This window comes from uncultured Corynebacterium sp. (assembly GCF_945649885.1).
In the GTDB taxonomy this organism is placed as follows: Bacteria; Actinomycetota; Actinomycetes; order Mycobacteriales; family Mycobacteriaceae; genus Corynebacterium.
The window spans coordinates 1-26,458 of the sequence record NZ_CALZFS010000025.1; the positions used below are offsets into that span (position 1 = coordinate 1).

Consider the following 26,458-nt stretch of genomic DNA (forward strand, 5'->3'; position numbering starts at 1 on the left):
GTCCCTGCCCTTCAGCTTTTCACCGAAGACCCGGGACAAGACGCCGACCAACAGTGGGATACCCAGGAACACCAGGACAGACACCACGATGGACCAGAAGGAGAACTCCGCGGTGGTCGTCGACAAGCCCAGCCAACCGGGCAGCACCTGGAGGTAGAACCAGCCCAGCATGCTGAACATGAATACCTGGAATACTGAGTTTATGGCCACCAGTACGGCGGTGGCTTCACGGTCAGCGCAGGAGAGATCTGACCACACCAGGATCATGGCGATGCAGCGGGCCAGGCCAACGATGATGAGGCCGGTGCGTAGTTCCGGCTCATCAGGCAGGAAGGTCCAGGCCAGAGTGAACATCAGGGCTGGGCCGATCAGCCAGTTCAGCACCAGGGAGACCAGCATCAGGCGTTTATCCGCGGCGATCTCTTTGGTCTTGTCATAGCGAACCTTGGCTAGTGGCGGGTACATCATCACCAGCAGGCCGAGCGCGATGGGAATAGAGATGCCTCCGACTTCCATGCCACCCAGTGCGGGACCGATACCGGGTACCAGGCGTCCGATGAGCAGGCCTGCAACCATGGCGAGCAGGATCCATAGGCCTAGGTAGCGGTCCAGAAAAGACATCCGGGCGGGTTTAAGGACAGGTTTAAGTGCAGTACTCATAGATGGGGGGTGGCTCCTGCTCTTCCTAAACATGAAGTATTGATAGTGATCGATATGAACACTACTCCCATATTGATCATCGTCAATATAGGGTGGGGGATATGACTGCGTCACTAACCACCCTGCCTTTAACACCTTTGGCAGATCTCGCCTCCTGTTGCTCACTGGGTAAGGGTCCGCTCAACACAGATGAGGCTGACCGTTATGCCACGCTATTCAAGGTGCTGGCTGAACCCACCCGCCTGCGGCTGCTCTCCCAGCTGGCAGCCGAGGGGTGTGGCCCGATCACTGTCAATGAACTCACAGAAATGACTGGGCTCAGCCAATCCACCATCTCGCATCACCTCAAACAGCTCACTGATGCCGGTCTCCTGGCTAAAACGCGGGTGGGGCGGACCGTCACACATCAGGTACTGCCTGAACTTTTTGCAGAACTCCGCACAGTTCTGCAGATGGATTAGTAACCTCTCATGCATACTGCGATCATCATCGGTGGTGGACAGTCAGGACTGGCCACCGCCTACTATCTCCTGCGTGCCGGTGTGGACACCCTGGTACTGGATAACCAACCAGAAGCAGGTGGCGCCTGGCGACATGTCTGGCCATCCATGACGTTATTTTCCACAGCGGAGTTCTCCAATCTGCCGGGCAAACCCATGCCCAACTTTGATGGTTTTCCCACCTCCAGCCACGTGATTGATTATCTCCGTGACTATGAACAGCGCTACCAGATCAAGGTGGAGCGTCCCGTGCAGGTCACAGCAGTCACCTATGAGGATGATCATTTCCTCATTCGCTCACGGGATAAACAGTGGCAGGCAGGCCATGTTGTCGCTGCCACCGGCACCTGGTCAAGACCCTTCCTGCCCGGCTATTCAGGGACCTTCCAGGGAGAACAGTGGCATTCCGCCAACTACCCAGGCCCAGAACCTTTCCACGGCTCATCGGTGGCGATCGTGGGCGCTGCGAACTCTGCCGCCCAGATTGCCGCTGAACTGGCCGGGGTTGCTGATATCACCTGGTATACCCGCCATGAACCCCGGTGGATGGCCGATGATGTGGATGGTCGCGTGCTCTTCCGCCACGCCAGCCAGCGTGCCCTGAGCATCCTGCGGGGCGAGGGGGATCCAGGTGCCGATTCCCAGTTCGGAGACATCATCATGCTGCCGGAGGTTCTGCGTGCCCGCGATGCTGGACTGTTGAACACAACCCCCATGTTCCGCAGCCTCGATGCCGTGAAGGCTGATCATCTCATCTGGTGCACCGGTTTCCGGCCCGCATTAGGCCCCATCAGGGGGCTCCTTGATGGCCGCACCCCGAAATATCCCGGCCTGCACCTGGTCGGTTATGGCGACTGGACAGGCCCGGGATCGGCAACACTCACCGGTGTGGGCCCCTATGCCAAGCGGGCCGCCGGTGAGATTGCAGAATCAGTAGGCAAAACCGTCAGGTAATTCGCCCACCACGGTCAGGGTCTGCGTGGCACGGGTGACCGCCACATAAAGATCCTGCAGACCTTGGGGGGATTCCTCAATGATTCCCTTCGGATCCACCACGATCACATGGTCAAACTCCAGGCCCTTGATGTCATCCACCACATAGTGGTTTTCACCTTCGATAAACCCGGCGCGTGAGGAGATCACCGCGGTGATGCGGTCGGGGTCCTCAGCCAGCAGGGTTTCCTTGAGCTTGTTCACGTCTGTGTCAGCGGAAACGTAAGCGACTTCGCGGTCGGAGTCACGGATGGCGGTGGCTGGGCTCATCTCCGGGTTGATATGTGCCAGGATCTCATTGGCCACCACCATGATCTCTGAAGGGGTGCGGTAGTTGACGGTGAGTTCGTGGTGGCGGAAACGGTTCTTGATGAAGGGCTCCAGGGATTCTGCCCAATCATCCACACCGGCGGGGGAGCCGGTCTGGGCGATGTCGCCCACCAGGGTCATCCACCTGGATGGGCTGCGGCGGAAGACCATGCGCCATTCCATGGGGCTGAGTTCCTGGGCTTCATCCACGATCACATGTCCATAGGCCCACTTGTGGTCAGCCTGGGCGCGTTCCGCGGTGGAGCGGACATCACGCACGGTCTGACGTTGGGCGAGTGTTTCAGCGTCGATGATGTCGAAGGCCGAGAGAATTTCGGCATCGGGGTCGATCTCGGCGTCATCATCAATATCGGAGGACTGTGAGGAGCTGAGTACGTCCAGGACTTCCTGGGCATCTTCAATCTGCTGACGCCATTTCTTCTCTGCTTCTTCGCGGGCCTCATCTGGATCAGGCAGGCCGATGAGAGTGGCCAGCTCATCCAGCAGCGCGGCATCCGATGGTGCCCAGGGAGAACCTGGGGCACGCCACAATGCCTTCAGGGTCTCCTCGTCATAGCCGGCAGCAGCGGTGTTAATCCGCTCGCGGTCGGTCAGCAGGTCTGTGAGGACCTGATGTGGGGAGAGCTCCGGCCAGAACCCGTCGATCACTGAGATCAGGGGGACGTCGTCAAGCAGATCGTCGTGCAGCTGATCAATGTCAGCTGCCGAGAGCAGATTGCGGCCACCGAGGGGATCAGCACCGATGGTCTGGGCCATCTGGTGGGAGAGCTGCTCCACCAGGTGCTCACGGAAGATCGGGCGGGCGAGGTTATGGGGTTGGCGGGAACGGCGCGCACGGGTGCGTGACTTGGCCACCGTCTTGGCATCAATGGTGATCATGATGCCGTCCACGGTCACCTCCACCGGATCCTCAGGCAGCATCTGATAGGCCTTGACGGCTTCAGAGAGGATGCCGGACATCTCACCGGAACCCTTGATCTCACGGGTGAGCAGATCCTCCTGACCGGCTGGGTTGATGCCAGGGTAGAGCTCACCGATGGTGGAGAGCACCACACCGGTCTCACCCAGTTCTGGCAAGACGCGGGAGATGTACTCCAAGAAGGTTTTATTAGGGCCGATGATGAGCACGCCAGATTTGGCCAGCTGCTCACGCCAGGTATAGAGAAGATAGGCCACGCGATGCAGGGCCACGGCAGTCTTGCCGGTGCCGGGACCACCCTGGACCACCATCACACCACGGGTGGTGTCACGGATGATCTCATCCTGCTCCCGCTGGATGGTCTCCACGATATTGGTCATGTGCCCGGTGCGGGCCGCCTGCAAAGCGGTATGCAACGCAGATTCCGAACCCACGCCGGACTGGTTCAGCGCGGTTGCGGCATCACCGGATAGCACCTCATCATCAATACCGGTGACCGTGCGACCACGGGTACGGATATGACGGCGCATATGCACACCCTCCGGTTGTACCGTGGTGGCCAGATAGAAGGGACGGGCCATGGGGGCTCGCCAATCCAAGAGCAGCGTGCGGTAATCATCATCGCGGTCATCCAAGCCCATACGCCCGATATAACGGCGATCCAGTTCCGGATTCCCCGGCACCGGATTATCGCGGTCCTGGGCCTCGGTCTCCACATCAATGCGGCCGAACACCAGACCCAGCTGCGCCAGGTTCAAACGGTCCAGCCTCTGATTCAACCCGTGGTACTCCGTTTCACGGCGCACCAGGGCCTCCGGATCCGGGTTATTCGGATCCACATCCTTCATCACGTCCGCCAGACGTTCATTGGAGCGGTTCACCTCATCATCAAGGCGCTGGAACAGAGTATCCACATAGGACTGTTCCTCGCTGATGGCAGCATCCATCATGGGGTTGTCAGTCTCGGGATTATGGGGGCGACGAGTGGTGGTCACTCCGGGGGACCTCCTGGTTCCTAGTGATTCCTGCCGGAAAGCAAATAATTGAGCAAACGGTGGATCTATCAGTGAGCTTTTCTGGTGGATTACTCCGCGAGTTGCCTGCTTCAACAGGGCGGGCTGCAATTCTCACATCTCTATTGGATCTTCAACACCAAAGAGCTAACAATCATTCCAGACCAGCGCTGACCCCTGTGAACCGGGGTGGCGTTGATGGGGTGAGCGCCTAGTTTCCAACCCTGGTTTCAGGTCCGGGGAGCAGGGGAGCAGTTGGGAAGTAGGCTCGGCGTGGGGCATGAGAAAACGCCACGGCGGATTGCCATGGCGTTGTCTGAAGTGTGCTGACTTCTTGAAAGTTTTAGAGGTTGTACTTCTTCAGCTTCTTCTGTGCACTTCCGATGGCCTTATCAGCCTGGGTCTGCAGCTTGTCAGCGTTCTTGGAGGCCTTCTTGGCTGCACGGCCGGTGGTCTCCTCCGCAACCTGGAGAGCAAAGTTTGCCTTCTCCTGGGCCTTGGTGGCTGCCTTGACGGCTCCCTTCTTGGCGGTCTCAGTGTTCTTCTGAGCTGCCTTCAGCCAATCATCCTTGTTGTCATCAAGGTAGGACTGGGCGATGTGGACATAGTCCGTAGCCCGGTCAGTGGCCTTGGTGGCGGTATCGCGTGCAGTCTGGATCCAATCATCCCTGTGATCATCCACGTAATCCTGCGCAACGTGAGCGTATTCGGTGACCTTGTCAGAGGCGTCGTGGAACCAGTCAGTTGCCTTACCGGTGGCCTTTTCGGTCTCAGACTTGGTGGGAAGTGCCTGCTGGACCTGCTTCTTGCCTTGATCCACAGCCTTGGTGGCACGCCACTTCAGACCTGGCTTGCCCTCAGTGTCCACGGTGGTGATGAACAAGCCACCGAGCAGGGCGATGTTGGTGACGAAACCGTTACGCCGATCGCGTTTCTCATCCGCATCCTGGGTCTCCCAGAAAGCGTTACGGGCGAGAATGGTCGGAACAGTCACCGCAGCAAGGGCTGCAGCGGACAGACGTGGTGCCCGGCCTAGTGCCAGCAGGGAACCAGCACCTACCTTGGTGCCACCGATAACACGGGTCACCAGGACTGGATCATTGGACAGCTGCTTGGCGTACTTGCGTGGGAGCACATATCGAATGCGGTCCAGAACTACCTGGGCTCCTTCCACGTGAGCCTGGGTATTAAGGATGGTATCTGCACCATCGGCGATGTACACCGATGCGAGCATTGGTCGGGCGATCTTGCGGATCATGATTCGATGCTCCTATCAAACGCATTGTTTCCCAGACTGAAACTGCCATGAGGCGGAGGCACCCTGGGGTCTTTAGTAGAGGTCTTTTCTCTAACGCTTAATCGTACCTAGGTTATGACCGGTGTGTCGGGCAGTTAACGCCTTTTAGGGGCGAATTCCCAGGTTGCATGACACGAATGGAATGGACAGAAGAGGAAAACCACATGGACGTGTGGCTTTCCCTGGCAGTCCCTGGGGAATCTACCGTCCTACCAGCGTCGTTCCCACCACAGTTCCAGTTCCGGGCGCTCCTTGCCCAGGGTGGTTTCCCCACCGTGGCCGGGCCAGACGATGGAATCATCAGAATAAACATCGAAGACACGAGTCTTCACATCATTGAAGAGTCGGACGAAGTCACCCTCGCTGCTGGTCTTGCCTAGGCCGCCAGGGAAGAGACTGTCGCCGGCGAAGATATTGGTATGTCCGTCGATCTCAGCCACGAGTGCTGCACCACCGGGGGTGTGGCCTCGGAGAATGAGGATCGGGAATTCTTGACCCTCGAATTCAATTGAATCTTCATGGTCCAGTTCCACGTCCACCTTCGCCGGCAGAGCGGGGACTTCCAGGAAAGGCGCATAATGGGTGGCACCAGTTGCCTTCAGCACCTCTTCCAGGGCCCGAACATGGTCGGCGTGCCTGTGGGTGGTGAGCACCTTCGTAATCTCCACGCCGGCATCGGCGGCCATCTTAAGGATCGCCGGAGCATCATCGGCGGCATCGATGAGGAGGCCCTTGCCGTTGATGGCAAGAAGGTAACAGTTGTTGTCCATCGGAGAGACGGAAATACGGTGCAGTTTTAACTCATTGGTCATGGTGGCCAGAGTAGCGAACATTCCGCTTTCGTTGCTATGTTCGAAGTATTAATTCCTAGTATTGATTCCATTTTTCTCAACATATTTTGAAGGGCAGTACGCAAGTGGCTGATCGTCTCGTAGTGCGCGGTGCGCGCGAACACAACCTCAAAGGTGTGGACATTGACCTGCCACGTGACTCGATGGTGGTGTTCACAGGCCTGTCCGGCTCCGGCAAATCCTCATTGGCCTTCGACACCATCTTTGCCGAGGGACAGCGCAGATACGTGGAGTCCCTCTCCAGCTATGCCCGCATGTTCTTAGGGCAGATGGACAAGCCGGATGTAGACCTCATCGATGGTCTTTCCCCAGCGGTGTCCATCGACCAGAAGTCCACCAACCGCAACCCCCGTTCCACCGTCGGTACCATCACCGAGGTCTATGACTATCTGCGTCTGTTGTTTTCCCGTGCAGGTACCGCCTACTGCCCGGAATGTGATGCTCCGGTGCAGCGACAGACCCCACAGAGCATGGTGGATCAGATTCTGGAGATGGAGGAGGGCCTCCGCTTCCAACTGCTGGCACCAGTAGTACGAACCCGCAAGGGTGAGTTCGTCGATCTCTTCGCAGATCTTGCCTCCCAGGGTTATTCCCGCGTCCGCGTGGACGGTGAGGTCTACCAGCTCAGTGATCCACCCAAGCTGGAAAAACAGATCAAACACGACATTGACGTGGTGGTGGACCGCCTTCAGGTCAAGGCCAGCCAGAAGCAGCGCCTCACCGACTCTCTGGAAACAGCCTTGAAGCTTGCCGACGGCGTCGTCGTCCTCGAATTCATCAACCTCGATGAGGATGACCCCAATCGCCTGCGCCGCTTCTCTGAGAAGATGAGCTGCCCCAATGGCCACACCCTGGCCATTGATGAGTTGGAGCCCCGCGCGTTCTCCTTCAACTCGCCCTATGGTGCCTGCCCAGCCTGTGATGGCTTGGGCGTACGCACCGAGGTTGACATTGACCTGCTGGTCCCGGACCCGGATGCACCCGCCAACAAATCCATCCAGCCCTGGAATTCCAGCCCGAACGCCAAGTACTTTGAAAAGCTTATCGACGGCCTCGCCAAGGCCTTAGACTTCGACCCCACGACTCCGTACAGCACGCTCACCGCAGCCCAGCGCAAAGCCCTGATCTACGGATCCAAGGAAGAAGTCAGCGTCCGCTACAAGAACCGTTTCGGGCGCGTACGTGCCTGGACCGCTCCCTTCGAGGGCGTCATGGGCTATTTCGACCGCAAGCTGGAACAGACGGACTCCGAGTCCCAGAAAGACCGTCTGCTGGGCTACACCCGTGAGGTGGCCTGCCCAACCTGTCAGGGAGCACGCCTCAAGCCGGAGATCTTGGCTGTCCGTCTGGATTCCACCTCCCACGGACAGCTCTCCATCGCCGGTCTGACAGCGCTGTCGGTCACTGATTCCTTCGACTTCCTCAACACCCTGACCCTGGGTAAGCGTGAGGAGCTCATCGCCGGGGCAGTGCTCAAGGAGATCCGCGCACGTCTGAAGTTCCTCCTGGATGTCGGCCTGTCCTATCTCACCCTGGACCGAGCTGCTGGCACCCTGTCCGGTGGTGAAGCCCAACGTATCCGCCTGGCCACCCAGATCGGTTCCGGCCTGGCCGGCGTGCTCTACGTTCTGGATGAGCCTTCCATCGGCCTGCACCAGCGCGATAACCAGCAGCTGATCAAAACCCTGGAGAACCTCCGCGACATCGGTAACACCCTGATCGTGGTGGAACATGATGAGGACACCATCCGCCGTGCCGACTACCTGGTGGACATCGGACCGCGTGCCGGTGAATACGGCGGCGAAGTTGTCTACCAGGGCGAACCGATGGGCATCCTGGACTGCGAGGAATCGATCACCGGTGCCTACCTGTCTGGACGCAGAACCCTCGGTGTCCCCGAACAACGCCGTGAGATCGACCCAGACCGCAAGCTCAAGGTCGTCGGTGCCCGTGAGAACAACCTCCAGGAAATCGACGTGGAGATCCCACTGGGTGTCCTGGTGTGTGTCACCGGTGTCTCCGGATCCGGTAAGTCCACCATGGTCAACCAGATCTTGGCCAAGGTCCTGGCCAACAAGCTCAACCGTGCACGTCAGATCCCCGGCCGCGCCAAGCGAGTGGAGGGCGTGGAGCACCTGGATAAACTGGTGCAGGTGGATCAGTCACCGATCGGACGCACCCCACGTTCCAACGCAGCGACCTACACCGGTGTCTTTGACAAGGTCCGTACGCTCTTTGCAGAAACCACCGAGGCTAAGGTCCGTGGCTACAAGCCGGGACGCTTCTCCTTCAACATCAAGGGCGGCAGGTGTGAGGCCTGCCAAGGTGACGGCACCCTGAAGATCGAGATGAACTTCCTGCCTGATGTCTATGTCCCCTGCGAGGTCTGTGATGGCCAGCGGTATAACCGTGAGACCCTTGAGGTGAAGTACAAGGGCAAGAACATCGCTGAGGTGCTCGCCATGCCGATCTCTGAAGCCGCAGAGTTCTTCGAGCCCATCAAATCAATCCACCGCTACCTGGACACCCTGGTGGATGTAGGCCTGGGCTATGTCCGCCTGGGACAGTCCGCAACCACCCTGTCCGGTGGTGAGGCACAGCGCGTGAAGCTGGCATCGGAACTGCAGAAGCGCTCCAATGGCCGAACCATCTACATCCTGGATGAGCCGACTACGGGCTTGCACTTCGAGGACATCCGCAAGCTCATGATGGTCATCCAGGGACTGGTGGACAAGGGCAACTCCGTCATCGTCATTGAACACAACCTGGATGTGATCAAGGCAGCCGACTGGATTGTCGATATGGGCCCAGAAGGTGGTTCCGGTGGCGGCATGGTTGTCGCTGAAGGAACCCCGGAGGAGGTCGCCCAGGTGGAAGCTTCCTACACCGGGCAGTACCTCAAGGAAATGCTCTAGACGTATCGCGTCTCTTCACCATCAGCCGTCCCTGCCACTAGTTCTTCCTTAGTGGTGGGGGTTGTCTCACTCTCGGACTGGGTTTCACCAGTGCGACGTCCACGCATGGCGGCAATGGTCAGCAGTGCCAGTCCGGAGAGCAGGAAAGCAATGGCGCGTGGCACACCACTGAGGGCGACCAGGTCGAAGAAGACCAGCTTGACGGTTCCAGCGACGGCCAGGCCCACACCTGTCCAGAGAGCACCCGGCTGGGTGAGCAGATTACGGTGCAGCATGAGGATTGCCGCGATGACCATCCAGAGAATGGACACGGTGGCATGACCCACGAGGAATCCCAGGTGCATACCGATATTTCCGGCGATCAGGCTACCCAGGAAGGTGGTGATGGTGACGATCGCCGTGGCAGAGAGATACAGCATGGTTGCGCCCACCAGCAGCTGCAGCCAGAGGTCACGGCCGTAGAAGCGCTCGCGTGCCAGGACGGTGGCGCCGATGAACACCAGGATCAGAACTGCCTGGATCAGCGCGGAGGTGTCAGTCAGCCACAGTGGGGTCAGGGTGATCACATTGCGGAAGAGAACTCCCGTGATGGCGACAGCACCCAGCAGCCATGCCACCCACGGCACAATACCGAAGTTGTACTCGTGGGGGAGATTACGCAGCCACATGAACAAGACAGAACCAGCAATCATATAGACAAGGACAGCAAGAGTACCGTCGAGGAACTGCGTGGACTCCACCATGAATGGGCTGTTGTAGCGGATGCCCACCAGGATGGCCGCGATCAGTGCAAGGCCCATCACGGAGATCAACCGGGCAATGCGCTGGTATTCCACCGGGGTGCTCTCGGCATAGAGAGCGGATGGTTCCGCATCCTTGACCGCCCGTGAAGACAGTACCGCGAAGATACTCATGCCGGCGATGATGACTGCTGGCAACAGGGTGAACCAGATGGCGTCTAGCTCAATGAGCGGCAGGGCGAGACAGATGATGATTGGTACCGGTGCGACAACACCTACCCAGGAGGCGGTCGGATCGGTTTCAAAGCTGCGCCAGTATTCGGCCAGGCGGATATTTGTGGTGTCCTCCTCACGTGCCTTCACCGGATCCCACAGGGTCAGTGCCACCAGCAGCACCGGGGTGATGATGCCGATGCCGGCGGCAACCAGTGCTATCTCATCCCAGGAGGAGACGAGGATGAACTGGAGGAGTACCGCCATGGCCGCCAGGCCGATACGGATCCGGGAATCTGCCACCGTGTAACTCAGCAGAAGGGCTGCGATGATGCCCAGGGTCGGCCACCACGCATCGTGACTGGTGGCGAAGAACCAGGCCATCAGGCCTGTGACAATGGATACCGCCAGGAAAACAGAACGGCCGGCAGCATGTGAATCCTGATCCTGTTTCTGGATCAAGCCACTCCACAGGGAGGCCACTGCCAGGAATGCGACGTTGGTCAACAGCACCACCAGCGAACCAAGACCGGACGGCCACCATTCCAGCACATAGATCAGTGCCGCAGTAGTGGCGATGAACGCTATCTGGGCCGTCACCACCAGCGCGATGATCGCCTCCACCCGCGTGCCACGCTTACGCAACCAGGTGGCGGCACCAAAGAGGATGGCACCGATCATGTATGCGCCGGCCACTCTGCCCAGTGGCCCCAGCCAACCTCGCTGGATGGCCACGGACACCAGCAGGATAATGCCGGCGATCGTGATGGCGGCACCACCGATGGACACCGCCCGCATGATCTTCTCCTCCGTGGTCATCGGCGGCTTGGCTGGTTTCAGTGGACGCTGTGGGCGGGGATAGGACTTCAGAGCGGGCGTTGGTTTGATGACATCTTCTGCCCGCAGCGGTGTCGGTTCAGCCACGGGGATGGCCCAGCTCTTCGGGAGTTCCACTGTTCCGCCGAGGATGCTGGGCACCGCCTTCGGCAACGGCAGGTGATCTGAGTGGTACTCAACCGGTGTTGCGCTGGATGCCTCAGTCGCTGGGGCGGCGTCGACAAGTGCCGGGGCAGGTTCAGCCTGGGGGAGTGGATCCATCCGGGACACTAGGGTGTTGATGTCCTGGCTGGCCTCCGCCATGGCTGAGGCAGACGCGGAGAGCTTTTCCAGCGCCGCACGCAGAGCCATGCGATCTCGTTGATTGAATTCCATGACCAAAGCGTATGCCGGAAAGTGTATGAGGGGCGTAGAAGAAACCGCATTGTTATCAACTGCCAGGTAACTTCACTGATCGTGGAGTAAACAACAACGATTTTGCTTTAATCCGGATATGCTGTTAGAGTTCTTACCACTACCGCCTGGTGCACATTTAATGTGTACTGGGCCGCAAGAGGAGATCTTCCCACCTAAGGCCGCCAAGCAATTGGTTGGATACGGGTAAAGCAAGTAGTGCTGACACGGACTAGTGCCCGTGTACAACTCTTGATAAGTCAGATCTCCCGTTCGCCCTGGTTGGTGAACGGGTTTTTGGTCTGTAATGGGGCAATCACCTCAAGTGGTACGGTACGTCAACATTTCCGCACTGCTAACAGAGGAGTCCACATCAGCGCTGAAGCTCGCATTAATGAGCGTATCCGAGTTCCCGAGGTCCGCCTTGTCGGTCCAAATGGTGAGCAGGTTGGCATCGTTCGAATTGAAGATGCCCGCAAGCTCGCGTTCGACGCAGACCTGGATCTTGTCGAGGTCGCACCAAACGCCAAGCCCCCAGTCTGCAAGATCATGGACTACGGAAAGTTCAAGTACGAAGCGGCCCAAAAGGCTCGCGAGTCACGCAAGAATCAGCAGCAGACCGTGGTCAAGGAGCAGAAGCTCCGTCCCAAGATCGATTCTCATGATTATGAGACGAAGAAGGGCAATGTGGTCCGCTTCCTTGAGAAGGGATCCAAGGTCAAGGTTACGATCATGTTCCGTGGTCGTGAGCAGGCCCGCCCAGAACTTGGCTACAGGCTCCTCGAGCGTCTGGCAAATGACGTAGCCGAATACGGTGTCGTCGAGACCCGCGCGAAGCAGGACGGACGAAACATGACAATGGTCATCGGTCCACTTCGCAAAGGTAAGAAGTAAACACGATTAGGGTTTAAGGACAACTTTCATGAAGAACAAGACCCACAAGGGCACCGCCAAGCGCATCAAGGTGACCGGTTCCGGCAAGCTTCTCCGCGAGCAGGCCAACCGACGCCACCTTCTGGAAGGCAAGCCTTCCACCCGTACCCGTCGTCTGAAGGGCACCGTTGATGTTTCTCCTGCCGACACCAAGCGCATGAAGCGCCTGCTCGGCAAGGCGTAATAGACGCCCCGTCTACACCTATCCACTTTTCAAGAATATAGTTTAAGGAAGTACCACCGTGGCACGTGTCAAGCGGTCCGTCAACGCCAAGAAGAAGCGTCGCGAAATTCTCAAGTCCGCCAAGGGCTACCGCGGCCAGCGCTCCCGCCTTTACCGTAAGGCAAAGGAGCAGTGGCTGCACTCCATGACTTACGCTTACAACGATCGTCGTAAGCGCAAGAATGAGTTCCGTAAGCTGTGGATTCAGCGCATCAACGCTGCTGCCCGCATGAACGACATCACCTACAACCGTCTCATCCAGGGCCTGCGCCTTGCTGAGATCGAGGTCGACCGCAAGATCCTCGCTGATCTGGCTGTCAACGACTTCGCTGCATTCTCCGCAATCTGTGAGGCTGCAAAGGCTGCTCTGCCAGAGGACGTCAACGCACCAAAGGCTGCGTAAGACTGTTTCTCAACAGAGAACGTCGTTTCTAAACTGACCTCCCCCGTGCGGAGACGTCGGCTTGAAGCTTAAAAGAGGGATCTGTTCCTCTCACTGTTCTACCCAGGATGCTGGATAGAGGTGGGGGACAGGTCCCTTTTGCCATCTCGATGGTTTTAGCTCAGTGAATCCAGCAGATCAGAACATGCCTTCTCACATTCACGACAGGCCTGGGCACAGATCCTGCAGTGCTCGTGGTGCTCTGCGTGAGACTCGCAGTCCTGAGCACAGGTGCCACAAGCGATGATACATGCGCTCAGCTGAACTTTGAGAACATCCAAAGAGTCGTTGCCTGCACCGATGTGGCGGGTGAGTACGCTTGCGGTGGCTGTACAGATATCTGCACACACCAGGTCTGTTCGGATGCAGTCACGCAGCTCGGTCACGGTGTCTTCTGCAAGACAGGCTTCTGCACATGCGGTACAGGTCTGGGCGCAGGCAGTGGTGGCATCGATGGCGGCAGCCAGTTTCTGGGCATCCAGTCTGGTGTCGCGGTTGGGGTGGGAGGTGATCATTGCGACGGTAGTACTCATTGAGAATTCTCCAATGCGCTTTGATTGATATGTACCCTTCCCGAGGATAGCAATATCTTGTGGGCACAGGGGGGCAGCTTAGAGGAGTTTCCTCAGATGCTCCCCACACAATTAGCCAACCTCCAAACCATGTTCATCTAGATTTCATTAAGCCCTCATGTGGTGGCTTTATGCAGAGCCATGAATTCATGTAGATATCATCAAACGGAAATCTGGACACTTTAGAGTTTCTCCTCGTGTCCACAATGATCCTTAAGCCAGAAGTGGACGATCTCAGGGAGAAGGCCAAACGTTCCCGCAGGAACGAGTGGTGGTTGGCGGCCGCGTTATTGGCGCCCAACCTGCTGCTATTAGCCATCTTCACGTATCGCCCCCTTCTGGATAACTTCCGCCTGTCCTTCTTCAACTGGAATATTTCCTCATCCAACTCCACTTTCATCGGGTTGGACAACTACATCGAGTTCTTCACCCGCGCAGATACACTGCAGGTGCTCTTCAACACCTTTGTGTTCACCTTCTTCGCGGTTGTCGGCTCCATGTTCCTCGGGCTGGTGCTGGCGATGCTGCTTGACCAGAAGCTGTTTGGCAGGAACGTTGTTCGGTCAATGGTGTTCGCACCCTTTGTGATCTCCGGAGCTGCCATCGGTGTTGCTTTCCAGTTCGTGTTCGATCCCAACTTCGGTCTGGTTCAGGACCTCCTGGGCCGGATCGGGGTGGATACGCCGAATTTCTACCAGAATCCTTCGTGGGCACTGTTCATGGTCACCTTCACTTTCGTGTGGAAGAACCTCGGCTATTCCTTTGTCATCTATCTGGCAGCACTGCAGGGACTGAACAAAGACCTGGCCGAGGCCGCAGCAGTTGATGGTGCCAGCCCGTGGACCAGGTTCTGGCGGGTCACCCTGCCACAGCTGCGTCCCACCACTTTTTTCCTGTCGATCACCGTCATGCTCAACTCGGTGCAGGTCTTCGACATCATCCACACGATGACCAGGGGAGGCCCACTTGGTGATGGCACCACAACGCTGGTGTACCAGGTTTATACCGAGACCTTCACCAACTACCGTGCCGGCTACGGCGCAACGGTGGCCACCATCCTGTTCCTCATCCTCCTGATCATCACCATCATCCAGGTTCGCTATATGGATAAGGGGAGTGGAAAGAAATAATGCTCACCTCTGATAAAGGCCTGCTGCTCAAGGTCATGGGCTATCTTGGCATGATTCTGGCGGTGTTGTTCATCGGTCTGCCACTGTTGTTCATCGTGCTAACCAGTTTCAAAGAGCAGTCTGAAATCTACACCCAGCCCGTGACCTGGCTTCCCGGCCAGTTTAACTTCGACAACTATGTGGATGTCTTTGCAAGAGTTCCTTTCCTGGACTACTTCCGTAACTCCGTCCTGATCACCATCATTTTGTGTGCGGTCAAGATCGTATTGGGTGTGATCTCTGCGTATGCGCTGTCGATTATGCGTTTCCCCGGCCGCAACCTGGTGTTTCTCCTGGTGATCTCCGCATTGATGGTCCCGTCTGAAGTCACCGTGATTTCCAACTATGCACTGGTCAGCCAGCTGGGTTGGCGTGACACCTACCAGGGCATCATCGTGCCACTGGCTGGTATTGCCTTCGGAACCTTCCTCATGCGTAATCACTTCATGTCTATCCCCAATGAACTGATTGAAGCGGCCCGCATGGACCACTGCGGTCACTTTCGTCTGCTGTGGAAGGTGCTGCTGCCGATCTCCATGCCCACACTCGTGGCCTTTTCCATGATCACGATTGTCAATGAGTGGAACCAGTACCTCTGGCCATTTCTCATGGCAGAAACTGAAAACTCCGCGACTCTGCCGATCGGTCTGACCATGCTGCAGAACAACGAAGGTGTTTCCAACTGGGGACCGGTCATGGCAGCAACCATCATGACCATGCTTCCGGTGCTGGTGATGTTCCTGGCACTTCAGCAGTACATGATCAAGGGCCTGATCTCAGGTGCGGTCAAGGGCTAATCACCCACTTAATCCCGCACTTTGCTCCACCCATGTTTCACCTTAGAAACTCACTCACATAAAAGCTTGTTTAGAAAGGTCAATGAGAACTATGTCTTTCAACCCAATTCTGAGCCGTCGTCATTTCCTCGCTGCCATGGGCGTGGCTGGTGCAGGTGCTGCACTGACCGCCTGCGCCGGAACTGGAAGTAGTGAATCCTCCGGTGGGGGCGGCGCAGCTGGCGATGCCAACACGATTGTCTGGTGGTCTAACCACCCGGCCAACTCCAAGGACGTTGAGCTTGAACTGATCGCCCGTTTTGAGGCTGAGAACCCGGATCTGAAGGTCCAGCTGGTGGATGCCGGTGCCAACTACGCGGAGGTTTCACAGAAGTTCAATGCCGCACTTTCTGGTGGCGATCTTCCTGACCTGGTGGTGCTCTCTGATACCGAGTGGTTTAACTTCGCCCTCAACGGTGCCACCGCCAACATCGATGAGATTGCCAAGCGCAACAACATCGACACCTCCAGCTACGTGGAGTCTCTCTACAACGACTACGAGCACGGCGGCGGCCATTACGGACTTCCCTTCGCCCGTTCCACCACACTGTTCTACTACAACAAGGATCTCTGGGCACAGGCTGGCCTGCCGGACCGTGGACCTGAATCCTGGGAGGAATTCACCGAGTGGGGCCCACAGCTGCAGGAGGCCCGCGGTGGAAGTGGACATGCCCTGGGTTGGGGAGATGCCACCAACTATCTCTCCTGGACCTTCGAGGGACCAATGTGGTCCATGGGTGGAAACTACTCTGAAGGCTGGGAGTCCCGTCTGACCACACCGGAGACCATCCGCACCGTCGAGTGGCTCAAGTCCACCGTTGATGGTGGCTGGGCGACCATCTCCACCGATGTCACCAACGAGTTCGTCACGGGGCTTATCGGTTCCTGCATCCAGTCCACCGGCGATCTGTCCTCCGTGACCAACGGTGCCACCTTCGACTGGGGTGTTGCTCCACTGCCGAACCCCACCGGCGAAGGTGCCTGCCCCACCGGCGGTGCAGGCCTGGGCATCCCGGCGAACATCTCTGAGGAGCGCCAGGACAACGCCATCAAATTCATCGATTTCATCACCAACGCTGCCAACACCGGATACTGGTCCCGCGAGACCGGTTATGTGCCAGTCCGCCAGAATGCCGCGGATGATGTAGAGCACGCAACATTCCTCGAGGAGAACCCGGCCTACAACGTGGCCGTCGAGCAGCTGCCTGAGACCCGCGTGCAGGACAACTTCCGAGTCCTGCTGCCCAACGGCGACCGCACCATCGGTGACGCACTGGAGAAGATCTGCCTGACCGGTGCAGACATTGATGTCACCCTGGCCGGCGTTGAGGAGCAGCTCAACACCATTTACAAGCGTGATATTGAACCGCTGCTCTAAGAAGAATCCGCTTTAAGTTAGTAGAAGGAACAACACCATGGCTTCCATCGTCTTTGACGGTGTCTCACGTATGTATTCACCCGGTGCGCGTCCGGCGGTGGATAAGTTGAATCTGGAAATCGCGGACGGCGAATTCCTGGTGCTCGTCGGGCCTTCCGGTTGCGGCAAGTCCACCTCCCTGCGGATGTTGGCAGGGCTGGAGCCGATCAATGAGGGGCGGTTGCTGATCGACGGCAAAGACGCCACCGGGCTACGCCCCCAGGATCGTGATGTGGCCATGGTATTCCAGAGCTACGCGCTGTATCCGAACATGACGGTCAAGGAGAACATGGCGTTTGCCTTGAAGAATCAGAAGGTGAATAAGAAGGAGATTGAAAAGCGTGTGGCTGAGGCTTCACGGATTCTCCAGCTTGATCCCTATCTGGATCGTAAGCCTGCAGCTTTGTCGGGTGGTCAGCGTCAGCGTGTGGCCATGGGCCGGGCGATTGTGCGGGAGCCGGCGGTCTTCTGTATGGATGAGCCGCTGTCCAACCTGGATGCCAAGCTGCGTGTGTCCACCCGCGCGGAGATCTCTACTCTACAGCGTCGCATGGGTGTGACCACCGTGTACGTCACTCATGACCAGGTGGAGGCCATGACGATGGGGGACCGCGTGGCAGTGCTCCTGCTGGGTGTTCTCCAGCAGGTGGACACCCCGCAGAATCTCTATGACTATCCAGCTAATGCGTTTGTGGCCAGCTTCATCGGCTCACCGTCGATGAACCTGATCGAGGGCACCATCAAGGGTGATTCCGTGGTTCTGGGCACTGGCATCACCATCCGTGTGCCGGAGGAGGTCGCAGCAGAGGTACGCGCCAACCCTGCCGCCTATGAGGGCCGCAGTATCATCGTTGGTGCGCGCCCTGAGGTCATGTACTTGACCTCAGCCAATGAGGGTGGGGCAGTGCCGGCCGAGGTCAGCCACATCGATGAACTCGGTGCGGATTCCATGATCTACGTCAAGGCAGCCGGGGTGAAGAACCCCAACACCGATGTTCTGGGCGAAGGCATTCCGGAAGACATGCGCATCCAGGTCACACCGGCAGGGGATGAGGATAAGGCTGAACTCGGTGTCCGGGTGGAACGTCACCATGGACTCAAGGCAGGTGATCAGGTGCATGTGGTGGCAGCACCGGAGCATGTCCACCTTTTCGACGGCACCCACGGTCGCCGCATCGGCACTGTTTCCCCGGAACTGGTGAGCTGAGAGCCACTTCAGGGCAGGCGCGGCCCAGCTGTTTCAGTTGCTGTCTATCCCGGGCCCGTACAATCCAGGTCACAAAAGGTGGTGGCAGAAATGGTTAAATTCCAGTCTTGAGGATTTCACGCCGGAGCCCTGTCCCTTGGTCTTGCGTCGACACTCGTATTGTGCGCATGCTCCACCACCGATACTGCATCAAATGAAGCTGCGGTAGCTGAAGAATGCACGGTCACCAAGACCATCACAGCCAATGATGCCCCTGCAGAAGGGAAGTTGCGCGTGACCCTCCTGGGTGCTGACAGTCCGGTGCCCAGCACGGAACGCTTCGGATTTTCCATCCTGATCCAGGCAGGTGATATGAGCTACCTGGTGGATGTCGGCCGTGGCGCAGCCATCCGCTTCACCCAGGCTGGTGTGGAAGAGGGCCAGCTCGCCGGCCTCATGGTTGATGGCACGGAAGGTGTGGGCGGCCGACGGTGAACTCGCAATGGAGACCACCGGTATCTCCGGCAAGGTCGATGGCATCACCGATGAGGAGATGATTGCGCGTACCCAGGAGAACTTCGACGGTGATGTTGTCCTCGGCGAAGACTTGATGGTCTTCTCCCTCGCAGATGACGGCATTGAGGTGCTTGACCAGCAGGCGCTGAGCGAACGCTAATTTCTCACCGCGGGGGAGAGGCCACCGGGCAGAGTACAACAGGGAGATGGCAGAGCAACTTTCTGTAGCATCGGGCACCACCCATTACATCTCCCCAGGAGGTATTTCACAGTGTCCTCTCCGCAGCAGGAAACCACCGACTCCGCAATACTCCTCGCAGCAGCGGTCTTTGACATGGACGGCGTGGTGACCAACACCGCCCGCATCCATGCCACTGCATGGAAAGCTCTTTTCGACGAGATAATCAGTTCTTCCGCCCCGGAGCAGTCGCTGTTTGATGTGGAGGAGGACTACCGCGCGTACGTCGATGGTCGGGCCCGAGAAGCCGGGGTCCGCTCCTTCCTTAACGCGCGTGAGATCAATGTTCCTGAAGGCACCCCGGAGGATGTTGCCGGCACCTTCACTGTGCACGGTTTGGCCAAACGTAAACAGGGTTTCCTGGATGAGGCCCTGGACTGCGAGGATGTCGAGGTTTTCCCTGACACTCTCCGTCTGCTGCACCGTTTGAGGGAACAAGGCATCCCCATTGCCCTGGTGACCTCGAGCCGCAACAGCATTCCGATCCTGCAGAACGCGGGCCTGATCGACATTTTCGATGTCCGTATCGACGGCAATGACGCGGTCAAACTCGGTATGCCAGGCAAACCTGATCCGGCACTCTTTGTGGAAGCGGTACGCCGCCTGGGGTTCTCTCCCGAGCAGTGCGCGGTATTCGAGGATGCCCGTTCCGGGGTGCAGGCTGCCCACGACGGTGGTTTCGGCCTTGTCATCGGCGTGGACCGTGGAGATGCCGGGCCTCAATTATGGGAGGCTGGTGCTGACAGGGTACTCCGCGATATCGGGGAGGTGGATTTACACGCTGGTTGGCAGGTGGGTAAGAACACCCGTCCGCATGCCTGGTTGTTGACCTACGATGGTTGCGATGCTGAGGGTGAACATGCCCGAGAAGCGCTATGCACCCTCTCCAACGGCTACTGGGGTACCCGGGGATCCATCCCGGGCGCGGCAGCTGGAAAAGTGCACTATCCTGGCACATACATGGCGGGCATCTTCAACCGTGTCACCTCTGAGATTGACGGCACCACTATGGAGACCGAACACCTGGTGAAGGCGCCGGACTGGACCTTCCTGCAGATTCACACCACTGATGGTCGCCTCCTTCATCCCACTGAGGACGACATCCTCGACCTGCGTCAAGAACTGGATATGCGCAAGGGTGTGTTGCGGAGAGTGATCCGTCAGCGTGACGCAGAGGGCCGCGTCACCCGCATCAGCACCGAACAGATCCAGTCCATGGATGACCCACACCTGGCTGCCCTGCGCATGACAGTGGAGCCGGAAAACTGGGACGGGGCAGTGCAGGTGACCTCCCGTATTGATGGAGATGTCACCAATGACAATGTATCGGCGGACGCTGAGCTGGAAAGCCGTCATCTGTCGGTCCCTGTCGTCGATCACCTGGATGGACGCACCGTCTCCCTGGAGGCATTGACCACCCAGTCGGAGATCACCCTCGCAGTGGCCACCCGGACCTCGGTGCGGACACCGGAGTCCACACCGGTGGAGGGGCGCCCATCAGATGCAGAACGGGCGGTGGGGCACACCTTTGAGACCACCCTGACACCGGGGACCCCGGTGATCGTCGAAAAGATCGTTGCCGCCGCCAGTTCACGGGACCGTGCCTTGTCCACCCCGCGCCAGGATGCGGTCAAGCGAATCCAGCGCACCGGAGATTTCGATGAGCTCTACACCGCCCACGTCCAGCGTTGGAACCGCTGGTGGGAGCTGTTCGGCATGGAACTGTCCACCACCCGTCAGAATTCTCTGGCCATCAACCTCCATATCTTCCATGTGCTGCAGTGCGTGGCGGCTGTGAATCCGGATCTCGACGCCGGTGTGCCCGCCCGTGGCCTGCACGGCGAGGGTTACCGTGGGCAACATTTCTGGGATGAGCTCTTTGTCTATCCCATGCTCACCCTCCGACAGCCCGCTCTCACCCGAGCACTGCTGGCCTACCGCTACCGCCGACTTGAGGAAGCCCGCGCCGCCGCCCGGGAAGCAGGTTTACAGGGAGCCCTCTTCCCGTGGCGCAGTGGCAGCGATGGCCGTGAGGAAACCGCACCTCTGCTGCTCAACCCGCTGACCAGCAACTGGATGCAGGATAATTCCCGCAACCAGCACCACATCGGGCTGGCCATTGCCTACAGCGTCTGGCAGTACTATCAGGCCACCGATGACCTTGCCTTTATCACCGACATCGGCGCGGAACTCATCGTGGAGGTCGCCCGTCTGTTCGCCAGTAATGCCGAAAATGATTCGGAAGCAGACCGCTTCAGCATCAGCGGGGTCATGGGACCTGATGAATTCCATGATGGTTACCCGGAGGCCCCGGGTGAGGGATTACGCGATAACACCTATACCAATGTGCTGGCTTCCTGGACGCTCATGCGGGCAGCCGACGTGTTTGCCGTCCTCGATCCCCATGATGCCGCCATGCTACGTGACCGCCTCGCCATCACCGACACGGAAATGGAGAGATGGGAGCATATCAGCAGACGTCTCCGGGTGTCCTTCCATGCAGATGGGATCATCAGCCAGTTCGACGGCTATGAAGACCTGAAGGAATTTCCCTGGGAGGAATTCAAGCAGCGTTATGATGACCTCGGCCGCCTCGATCTCATCCTGGCCAGCGAAGGGGACAGCCCGAACAACTATCAGGTGTCCAAGCAGGCAGACCTGCTGATGCTCTTCTACCTCTTCAGCACAGAGGAGGTCCGCATTCTGTTTGCCCGTCTGGGTTATGACCTGGATCAGGAGACCATTGAGCGCACCGTTGATTTCTATCTGCAGCACAGCAGTGACGGTTCCTCGCTGAGCCAGCTGGTTCATGCCCGGGTGATGGCGGAATCAGATCCCGCCCGATCCTGGGAATTCTTCGAGGAATCACTCCAGGCAGACCTGTCGGATTCCACGGGCAGCTCCACGGAGGAAGGAATCCACATCGGGGCGATGGCGGGCTCCGTTGATATCATCCTGCGTTCCTATGTCGGTTTGAAGACCCACGCAGGGATTCTCATGCTTGATCCGCATCTGCCGCAGAAGCTCCCGGAGGTGGCTTTCCAGGTGCACTACCGCGGGCAGTCCATAGACGTGTGGATTAACCACAGCTGTGCCCGCTTGCACCTTGATGCCAAGTCCATCAATCCCCTCAACGTGGTTGTCCGGGGCATCCATCACCGGCTGTTGCCGGGAGATAACTGGGAACTCCAGCTCACCGCCTAGACCGATTGCATGCGATCTCCGCACGCGGTCACCAACGCAGTGGTTCTTCCTCCACTGACCCCGGACGGAAACGCCCGGGGTCGCTGGCTGTGGCAAAGTCCACGCCAGCCGCCTCAACAGTGAGCAGGGCTTCTTCATCCCGGATTGTCCAGCAACCGACCTTGATTCCCCGGGAATGCATATCAGTCACCAGTTCCGGAGTGACCAACTTCCAGTAGGGGAGAAACGCTGCCAGATTCTTGGCGGGGAGCTCATCCAGCACACTCCGATCGTCCAATCCCTCTGCCCGCAACACACCGACCCGTGCGTCCGGCAGGCGGTCGATGAGCTCGACCAGTGCGGCGTCGATAAAGCAGATAAACAGGATGCGCCCCAACTGTTCAGGCTGATCACGGAAAAGCTGGGCCAGAGGAGTAACGGCACCCGGTGCTTTGATCTCGACCTGGATGGGCAGGGTCGTGGCATCCAGCACCTCCTGCAGGGTGGGAACACCTTCACCATTGCTCAGGCGGATCTTCCTGATCTCTTCCAAGGGCAGTGAAGCAATGGGGGAGTCGCGGTGCGGGGAGTCAGGTGCTGCCACACGGGCAGCTGTGCGGTCATGGATCACCACCAGCTGATTGTCCAGGCTGGCATGCACATCCAACTCGAAGGCATCAGCCGGTGGGGCGGCCCTGAACGCGGCCATGGTGTTTTCCAATTCCAGGTCTTCAGCACCTCGGTGCGCCACTATATACATAGTCAATAATTCTAAAGACCCAAAGTGTCCAGCAGGTGAACCTCAGCTGCACTCTTGAAGTACTGGCACTACTGATAGTCTCAACAGCATGGCATTGGATTTCTCAGAGGCGTTTACCGAACGCACACCCCGCATCGTCAACGCAGCAAAGCTGCACAAGACTGCACAGCGTAAAAAAGTAAAACAGTTCCTGGCGGAGGGCGAGAATTCGGTTGAGGCAGCAGTCGCCACCGGTGCCGCCACCGACATCTTTGTCACCGAACAGGCAGCGGAGAAATTCGAGGAGATCGTCCGCACCGCAGGATATATGAACGTCTATGTCCACCCCATCACCGACCGCGCAGCACAGTCCTTGAGTGACACCGTCACCACCACGGGCATCTTTGCCCTGTGCGGTGATGTCACCTGGACCATTGGTAAGGCGGTGAACAAGCGTTCCAAGCTGGTCTGTGTCCCGGTGGAAACCCGCGACCCCGGCAACGCCGGCACCTTGATCCGCGTGGCCGACGCCGTCGGTGCCGACGCAGTGGTCTTCGCCGGTGAAACCGTCGACCCACAGGGGCCGAAGGTTGTCCGCTCCTCAGCGGGTTCCGTCTTCCATGTTCCGGTGGCACGCAACACCAACATCGATGATGTGCTCGGACAGCTCCGCGCACAGGGTCTCCAGATCCTGGCCACCGCCGCTGACGGTGAAGTGGACCTGGATGACGCTGATGAGCTGCTGGCCAAGCCGACTGCCTGGCTATTTGGGAATGAAGCCCACGGCCTGGGTGAGGAACTGCTGGCCAAGGCTGATCACCGCGTGCGGATCCCGATCCGAGGTCGTGCCGAATCACTGAACCTGGCAACAGCAGCATCCATCTGTCTCTATGAGTCTTCAAAGGCCCATTTTGCAGAGTCAGGTCGCGCTTAAGAATCGCGCAAACCCAAGTCCCGCCACGTATTCTCTAAAGAGTATGATGGCGGGGTTAGTTCTTAGAGAAACTAGTCTTGTAGAAGTTTCACGGATAATTTTAAGGGAAGGGCTGGACTACACGGTGTCCGAAATTCAGTTGACCGAAGCCAGTTTGAATGACGCAGCGCAGGCTGCCATCACGGCTTTTGATGGTGCACAGAACCTCGAGGAGCTCGCAGCACTGCGCCGCGACCACCTCGGCGATGCAGCACCGATCCCGCAGGCCCGCCGCTCCCTGGGAACCATCCCCAAGGATCAGCGCAAGGATGCAGGTCGTTTCGTCAACATGGCTCTCGGCCGTGCAGAAAAGCACTTTGCCCAGGTCAAGGTCGTGCTTGAGGAAAAGCGCAACCAGGAAGTTCTTGAGGAGGAGCGCGAGGACGTCACCGTCCCCACCACCCGTGAGCAGGTCGGTGCACTGCACCCGATCACCATCCTCAATGAGCAGATCGCCGATATCTTCGTCGGCATGGGCTGGGAAGTGGCCGAAGGTCCAGAGGTTGAGGCAGAGTACTTCAACTTCGATGCCCTGAACTTCTTGCCTGATCACCCGGCACGCACTCTTCAGGACACTTTCCACATCGGACCAGAAGGCTCCCGCCAGGTGCTGCGCACCCACACTTCCCCGGTGCAGATTCGTTCCATGCTGGACCGTGATGTGCCCATGTACATCGCCTGCCCCGGACGTGTCTTCCGCACTGATGAACTCGATGCCACTCACACCCCGGTCTTCCACCAGATCGAGGGCCTGGCAGTGGACAAGGGCCTGACCATGGCACATCTGCGTGGCACCCTGGACCACCTGGCCAAGGAACTTTTCGGACCTGAAACCAAGACCCGCATGCGTTCCAACTACTTCCCCTTCACCGAACCATCCGCTGAGGTGGATGTCTGGTTCGCCAACAAGAAGGGTGGTGCTGGCTGGATCGAGTGGGGTGGCTGCGGCATGGTCAACCCCAATGTTCTGCGTTCTGTCGGTATTGATCCGGACGTGTACTCCGGCTTCGCCTTCGGTATGGGCATTGAGCGCACCCTGCAGTTCCGCAACGGCCTGTCTGATATGCGCGACATGGTGGAGGGCGACGTCCGCTTCACTTTGCCGTTCGGTATCCAGGCATAGACGTTTCGCACCCACTTAAATCAAGACTTTTTAGGAGCTAATCCACCATGCTGATTGCACAGAACTGGGTGACGGGACTACTCGGACACTCCAACCCAGGCTGGACCGTCACCTCCCAGGACTTAGACACCGGATACGTCCGTGTCGGTTTTGAAACTGAAGGCTACGCTGAGATCCCCGCAACCACCGGCCCACTCGTGCTGGGTGTTGTCTCAAGCATCGAAGAACTCACCGAGTTCAAGAAGCCGATCCGCCACTGCTTTGTCAACGTCGGCGATGCCAATGGCACCGGCGAGCCACAGTCCATCATCTGTGGTGCCCGCAACTTCGAAGAGGGGGACACCGTTGTTGTCGCACTTCCGGGCGCCGTGCTGCCAGGTGACTTCGCCATCGGCGCACGCGAAACTTATGGCCGCATGTCTGCCGGCATGATCTGCTCCGCTGCAGAACTGGGCCTGACAGATAAGCAGAACTCTGGAATCATCACCCTGCCGGCATCAGTTGGCCAGCCTGGCGATGACGCCCGTCCAGCCCTCAACCTTGAAGATACGGTCTTCGAGGTCAATGTCACTCCGGACCGCGGTTACGCACTGTCCGCACGTGGCCTGACCCGTGAACTGGCTTCCGCCTTCAACATCAAGTTCACCGATGTGGCCGAGGATCCGACAGTCGCAGGCATCAAGCTGAGCGCACCAGCCCCCGTCGGCGATCTCATTGACATTGACCTGCGTGAGGAGACCAAGGCAGTCCGTTTCGGCCTGCGTAAAGTCACCGGCATTGACCCAGCTGCAGAATCCCCCTTCTGGCTGCAGCGTGAACTCATGCTCTCTGGCCAGCGTCCGGTCAATGTGGCCACTGACGTCACCAACTACGTGATGCTGCTGCTCGGCCAGCCGATGCACGCCTTCGATGCGGCAAAGATCAACGGCAACCTCACCGTGCGTAACGCTGTGGCAGGGGAGAAGTTCGAAACCCTCGACCACGTCAAGCGTGACCTCTCCGAAGAGGACGTGGTCATCTGCGATGAAACCGGCATCCAGTCCATGGCCGGTGTCATGGGTGGTGTCACCTCAGAGATCTCTGATGAGACCACTGACATCTACTTCGAGGCGGCGATCTGGGATCCGATCACCGTCGCGCGCACCTCGCGTCGCCACAAGCTCAGCTCTGAAGCTTCACGACGCTATGAGCGCGGCGTGGACCCAGTGCTGGTTGAGGTATCCCTGGACATGGCCTGCTCCCTGCTC

The 26,458-nt window shown here is 58.4% G+C and carries 22 protein-coding genes and 1 pseudogene; 16 read left to right on the top strand and 7 right to left on the bottom strand.

Annotation, left to right across the window (positions count from 1 at the left end):
- Positions 1-660, bottom strand: a pseudogene (locus Q0M74_RS04305) (arsenical-resistance protein); the annotation flags it as partial.
- A 101-nt stretch (positions 661-761) separates the two neighbouring features.
- On the opposite strand from Q0M74_RS04305, the gene Q0M74_RS04310 reads away from it, so the two are divergent.
- Positions 762-1,121 (top strand): helix-turn-helix transcriptional regulator, encoded by a 360-nt coding sequence (locus Q0M74_RS04310; RefSeq protein WP_293951826.1) that lies wholly within the window; start codon positions 762-764, stop codon positions 1,119-1,121.
- Positions 1,122-1,130: 9 nt separating this feature from the next.
- Entirely contained in the window at positions 1,131-2,114 is a 984-nt protein-coding gene (locus Q0M74_RS04315) for an FAD-dependent oxidoreductase (RefSeq protein ID WP_293951827.1), read from the top strand.
- On the opposite strand, the gene Q0M74_RS04320 is transcribed toward Q0M74_RS04315, so the two are convergent.
- From Q0M74_RS04320 to Q0M74_RS04330, 3 genes are all read right to left on the bottom strand, one after another.
- The gene (locus Q0M74_RS04320) at positions 2,091-4,352 is read right to left on the bottom strand and encodes an AAA family ATPase (protein WP_293951847.1); all 2,262 of its coding nucleotides are present in this window, start codon (positions 4,350-4,352) and stop codon (positions 2,091-2,093) included. The genes Q0M74_RS04315 and Q0M74_RS04320 overlap by 24 nt on opposite strands.
- Positions 4,353-4,758: 406 nt before the next feature.
- Positions 4,759-5,673: a DoxX family protein gene (locus Q0M74_RS04325; protein WP_293951828.1), complete on the bottom strand. Its 915-nt coding sequence runs from the start codon at positions 5,671-5,673 to the stop codon at positions 4,759-4,761.
- Between the two features lie 248 nt (positions 5,674-5,921).
- Positions 5,922-6,524: an MBL fold metallo-hydrolase gene (locus Q0M74_RS04330; RefSeq protein ID WP_293951829.1), complete on the bottom strand. Its 603-nt coding sequence runs from the start codon at positions 6,522-6,524 to the stop codon at positions 5,922-5,924.
- A gap of 104 nt (positions 6,525-6,628) precedes the next feature.
- On the opposite strand from Q0M74_RS04330, the gene uvrA reads away from it, so the two are divergent.
- Positions 6,629-9,478, top strand: a complete 2,850-nt coding sequence (uvrA, locus tag Q0M74_RS04335) for an excinuclease ABC subunit UvrA (protein WP_293951831.1) — start codon at positions 6,629-6,631, stop codon at positions 9,476-9,478.
- Here the strand turns inward: uvrA and Q0M74_RS04340 are convergent.
- Entirely contained in the window at positions 9,475-11,643 is a 2,169-nt protein-coding gene (locus tag Q0M74_RS04340) for a DUF2339 domain-containing protein (protein WP_293951833.1), read from the bottom strand. The genes uvrA and Q0M74_RS04340 overlap by 4 nt on opposite strands.
- Before the next feature lie 333 nt (positions 11,644-11,976).
- On the opposite strand from Q0M74_RS04340, the gene infC reads away from it, so the two are divergent.
- From infC to rplT, 3 genes are read left to right on the top strand one after another with little or no spacing between them, the layout of a single operon-like run.
- Positions 11,977-12,555, top strand: a complete 579-nt coding sequence (gene infC, locus Q0M74_RS04345; RefSeq protein WP_293951848.1) for a translation initiation factor IF-3 — start codon at positions 11,977-11,979, stop codon at positions 12,553-12,555.
- 28 nt (positions 12,556-12,583) lie between these two features.
- Positions 12,584-12,778 (top strand): 50S ribosomal protein L35, encoded by a 195-nt coding sequence (gene rpmI, locus Q0M74_RS04350; RefSeq protein WP_293951834.1) that lies wholly within the window; start codon positions 12,584-12,586, stop codon positions 12,776-12,778.
- Between the two features lie 58 nt (positions 12,779-12,836).
- Entirely contained in the window at positions 12,837-13,220 is a 384-nt protein-coding gene (gene rplT / locus Q0M74_RS04355) for a 50S ribosomal protein L20 (protein ID WP_293951835.1), read from the top strand.
- A gap of 155 nt (positions 13,221-13,375) precedes the next feature.
- Here the strand turns inward: rplT and Q0M74_RS04360 are convergent, their stop codons facing one another.
- Positions 13,376-13,792 carry a four-helix bundle copper-binding protein gene (locus tag Q0M74_RS04360; protein ID WP_293951836.1) on the bottom strand — a complete coding sequence of 139 codons (417 nt, stop codon included), beginning with the start codon at positions 13,790-13,792 and terminating at the stop codon, positions 13,376-13,378.
- A 245-nt stretch (positions 13,793-14,037) separates the two neighbouring features.
- On the opposite strand from Q0M74_RS04360, the gene Q0M74_RS04365 reads away from it, so the two are divergent.
- The 7 genes from Q0M74_RS04365 (at position 14,038) to Q0M74_RS04395 (ending at position 22,397) form a co-directional block, all read left to right on the top strand.
- A complete protein-coding gene (locus Q0M74_RS04365) occupies positions 14,038-14,961 on the top strand; it encodes a carbohydrate ABC transporter permease (protein ID WP_293951849.1) in 924 nt (307 codons plus the stop codon).
- A complete protein-coding gene (locus Q0M74_RS04370) occupies positions 14,961-15,797 on the top strand; it encodes a carbohydrate ABC transporter permease (protein WP_293951837.1) in 837 nt (278 codons plus the stop codon). The genes Q0M74_RS04365 and Q0M74_RS04370 overlap by 1 nt, the downstream gene beginning before the upstream one ends.
- 91 nt (positions 15,798-15,888) lie before the next feature.
- Positions 15,889-17,214: an ABC transporter substrate-binding protein gene (locus Q0M74_RS04375; RefSeq protein ID WP_293951838.1), complete on the top strand. Its 1,326-nt coding sequence runs from the start codon at positions 15,889-15,891 to the stop codon at positions 17,212-17,214.
- Positions 17,215-17,251: 37 nt separating this feature from the next.
- A complete protein-coding gene (ugpC, locus tag Q0M74_RS04380; protein ID WP_293951839.1) occupies positions 17,252-18,460 on the top strand; it encodes an ABC transporter ATP-binding protein in 1,209 nt (402 codons plus the stop codon).
- 159 nt (positions 18,461-18,619) lie between these two features.
- Positions 18,620-18,934, top strand: a complete 315-nt coding sequence (locus Q0M74_RS04385) for a hypothetical protein (protein WP_293951840.1) — start codon at positions 18,620-18,622, stop codon at positions 18,932-18,934.
- Positions 18,903-19,115, top strand: coding sequence for a hypothetical protein (locus Q0M74_RS04390; protein ID WP_293951841.1), 213 nt, complete (start codon positions 18,903-18,905; stop codon positions 19,113-19,115). The genes Q0M74_RS04385 and Q0M74_RS04390 overlap by 32 nt, the downstream gene beginning before the upstream one ends.
- A 111-nt stretch (positions 19,116-19,226) precedes the next feature.
- On the top strand, positions 19,227-22,397 hold the full coding sequence (locus tag Q0M74_RS04395) for a beta-phosphoglucomutase family hydrolase (RefSeq protein WP_293951842.1): 3,171 nt from the start codon (positions 19,227-19,229) through the stop codon (positions 22,395-22,397).
- A 28-nt stretch (positions 22,398-22,425) separates the two neighbouring features.
- On the opposite strand, the gene Q0M74_RS04400 is transcribed toward Q0M74_RS04395, so the two are convergent.
- A complete protein-coding gene (locus Q0M74_RS04400) occupies positions 22,426-23,136 on the bottom strand; it encodes a glycerophosphodiester phosphodiesterase (RefSeq protein ID WP_293951843.1) in 711 nt (236 codons plus the stop codon).
- Positions 23,137-23,224: 88 nt separating this feature from the next.
- Here Q0M74_RS04400 and Q0M74_RS04405 point away from each other — a divergent pair, with 88 nt between their 5' ends.
- From Q0M74_RS04405 to Q0M74_RS04415, 3 genes are all read left to right on the top strand, one after another.
- Positions 23,225-24,049, top strand: coding sequence for an RNA methyltransferase (locus Q0M74_RS04405; RefSeq protein ID WP_293951844.1), 825 nt, complete (start codon positions 23,225-23,227; stop codon positions 24,047-24,049).
- A gap of 124 nt (positions 24,050-24,173) precedes the next feature.
- Complete coding sequence (pheS, locus tag Q0M74_RS04410) at positions 24,174-25,211, top strand: phenylalanine--tRNA ligase subunit alpha (RefSeq protein ID WP_293951845.1); 1,038 nt, start codon at positions 24,174-24,176, stop codon at positions 25,209-25,211.
- A gap of 47 nt (positions 25,212-25,258) precedes the next feature.
- On the top strand, positions 25,259-26,458 hold a 1,200-nt coding region (locus Q0M74_RS04415), incomplete at its 3' end, for a phenylalanine--tRNA ligase subunit beta (RefSeq protein WP_293951846.1).

What these genes read in the sequence shown, in the direction of transcription:
- Q0M74_RS04310 (WP_293951826.1), top strand. Translation starts at nt 762, where the DNA reads ATGACTGCGTCACTAACCACCCTGCCTTTAACACCTTTGGCAGATCTC.
- Q0M74_RS04315 (WP_293951827.1), top strand. Translation starts at nt 1,131, where the DNA reads ATGCATACTGCGATCATCATCGGTGGTGGACAGTCAGGACTGGCCACC.
- Q0M74_RS04340 (WP_293951833.1), bottom strand. Translation starts at nt 11,643, where the DNA reads ATGGAATTCAATCAACGAGATCGCATGGCTCTGCGTGCGGCGCTGGAA.
- rpmI (WP_293951834.1), top strand. Translation starts at nt 12,584, where the DNA reads ATGAAGAACAAGACCCACAAGGGCACCGCCAAGCGCATCAAGGTGACC.
- Q0M74_RS04390 (WP_293951841.1), top strand. Translation starts at nt 18,903, where the DNA reads ATGGCACGGAAGGTGTGGGCGGCCGACGGTGAACTCGCAATGGAGACC.
- Q0M74_RS04360 (WP_293951836.1), bottom strand. Translation starts at nt 13,792, where the DNA reads ATGAGTACTACCGTCGCAATGATCACCTCCCACCCCAACCGCGACACC.
- ugpC (WP_293951839.1), top strand. Translation starts at nt 17,252, where the DNA reads ATGGCTTCCATCGTCTTTGACGGTGTCTCACGTATGTATTCACCCGGT.
- Q0M74_RS04375 (WP_293951838.1), top strand. Translation starts at nt 15,889, where the DNA reads ATGTCTTTCAACCCAATTCTGAGCCGTCGTCATTTCCTCGCTGCCATG.
- Q0M74_RS04365 (WP_293951849.1), top strand. Translation starts at nt 14,038, where the DNA reads ATGATCCTTAAGCCAGAAGTGGACGATCTCAGGGAGAAGGCCAAACGT.
- Q0M74_RS04370 (WP_293951837.1), top strand. Translation starts at nt 14,961, where the DNA reads ATGCTCACCTCTGATAAAGGCCTGCTGCTCAAGGTCATGGGCTATCTT.
- Q0M74_RS04405 (WP_293951844.1), top strand. Translation starts at nt 23,225, where the DNA reads ATGGCATTGGATTTCTCAGAGGCGTTTACCGAACGCACACCCCGCATC.
- Q0M74_RS04400 (WP_293951843.1), bottom strand. Translation starts at nt 23,136, where the DNA reads ATGTATATAGTGGCGCACCGAGGTGCTGAAGACCTGGAATTGGAAAAC.
- Q0M74_RS04330 (WP_293951829.1), bottom strand. Translation starts at nt 6,524, where the DNA reads ATGACCAATGAGTTAAAACTGCACCGTATTTCCGTCTCTCCGATGGAC.
- Q0M74_RS04325 (WP_293951828.1), bottom strand. Translation starts at nt 5,673, where the DNA reads ATGATCCGCAAGATCGCCCGACCAATGCTCGCATCGGTGTACATCGCC.
- Q0M74_RS04320 (WP_293951847.1), bottom strand. Translation starts at nt 4,352, where the DNA reads ATGATGGATGCTGCCATCAGCGAGGAACAGTCCTATGTGGATACTCTG.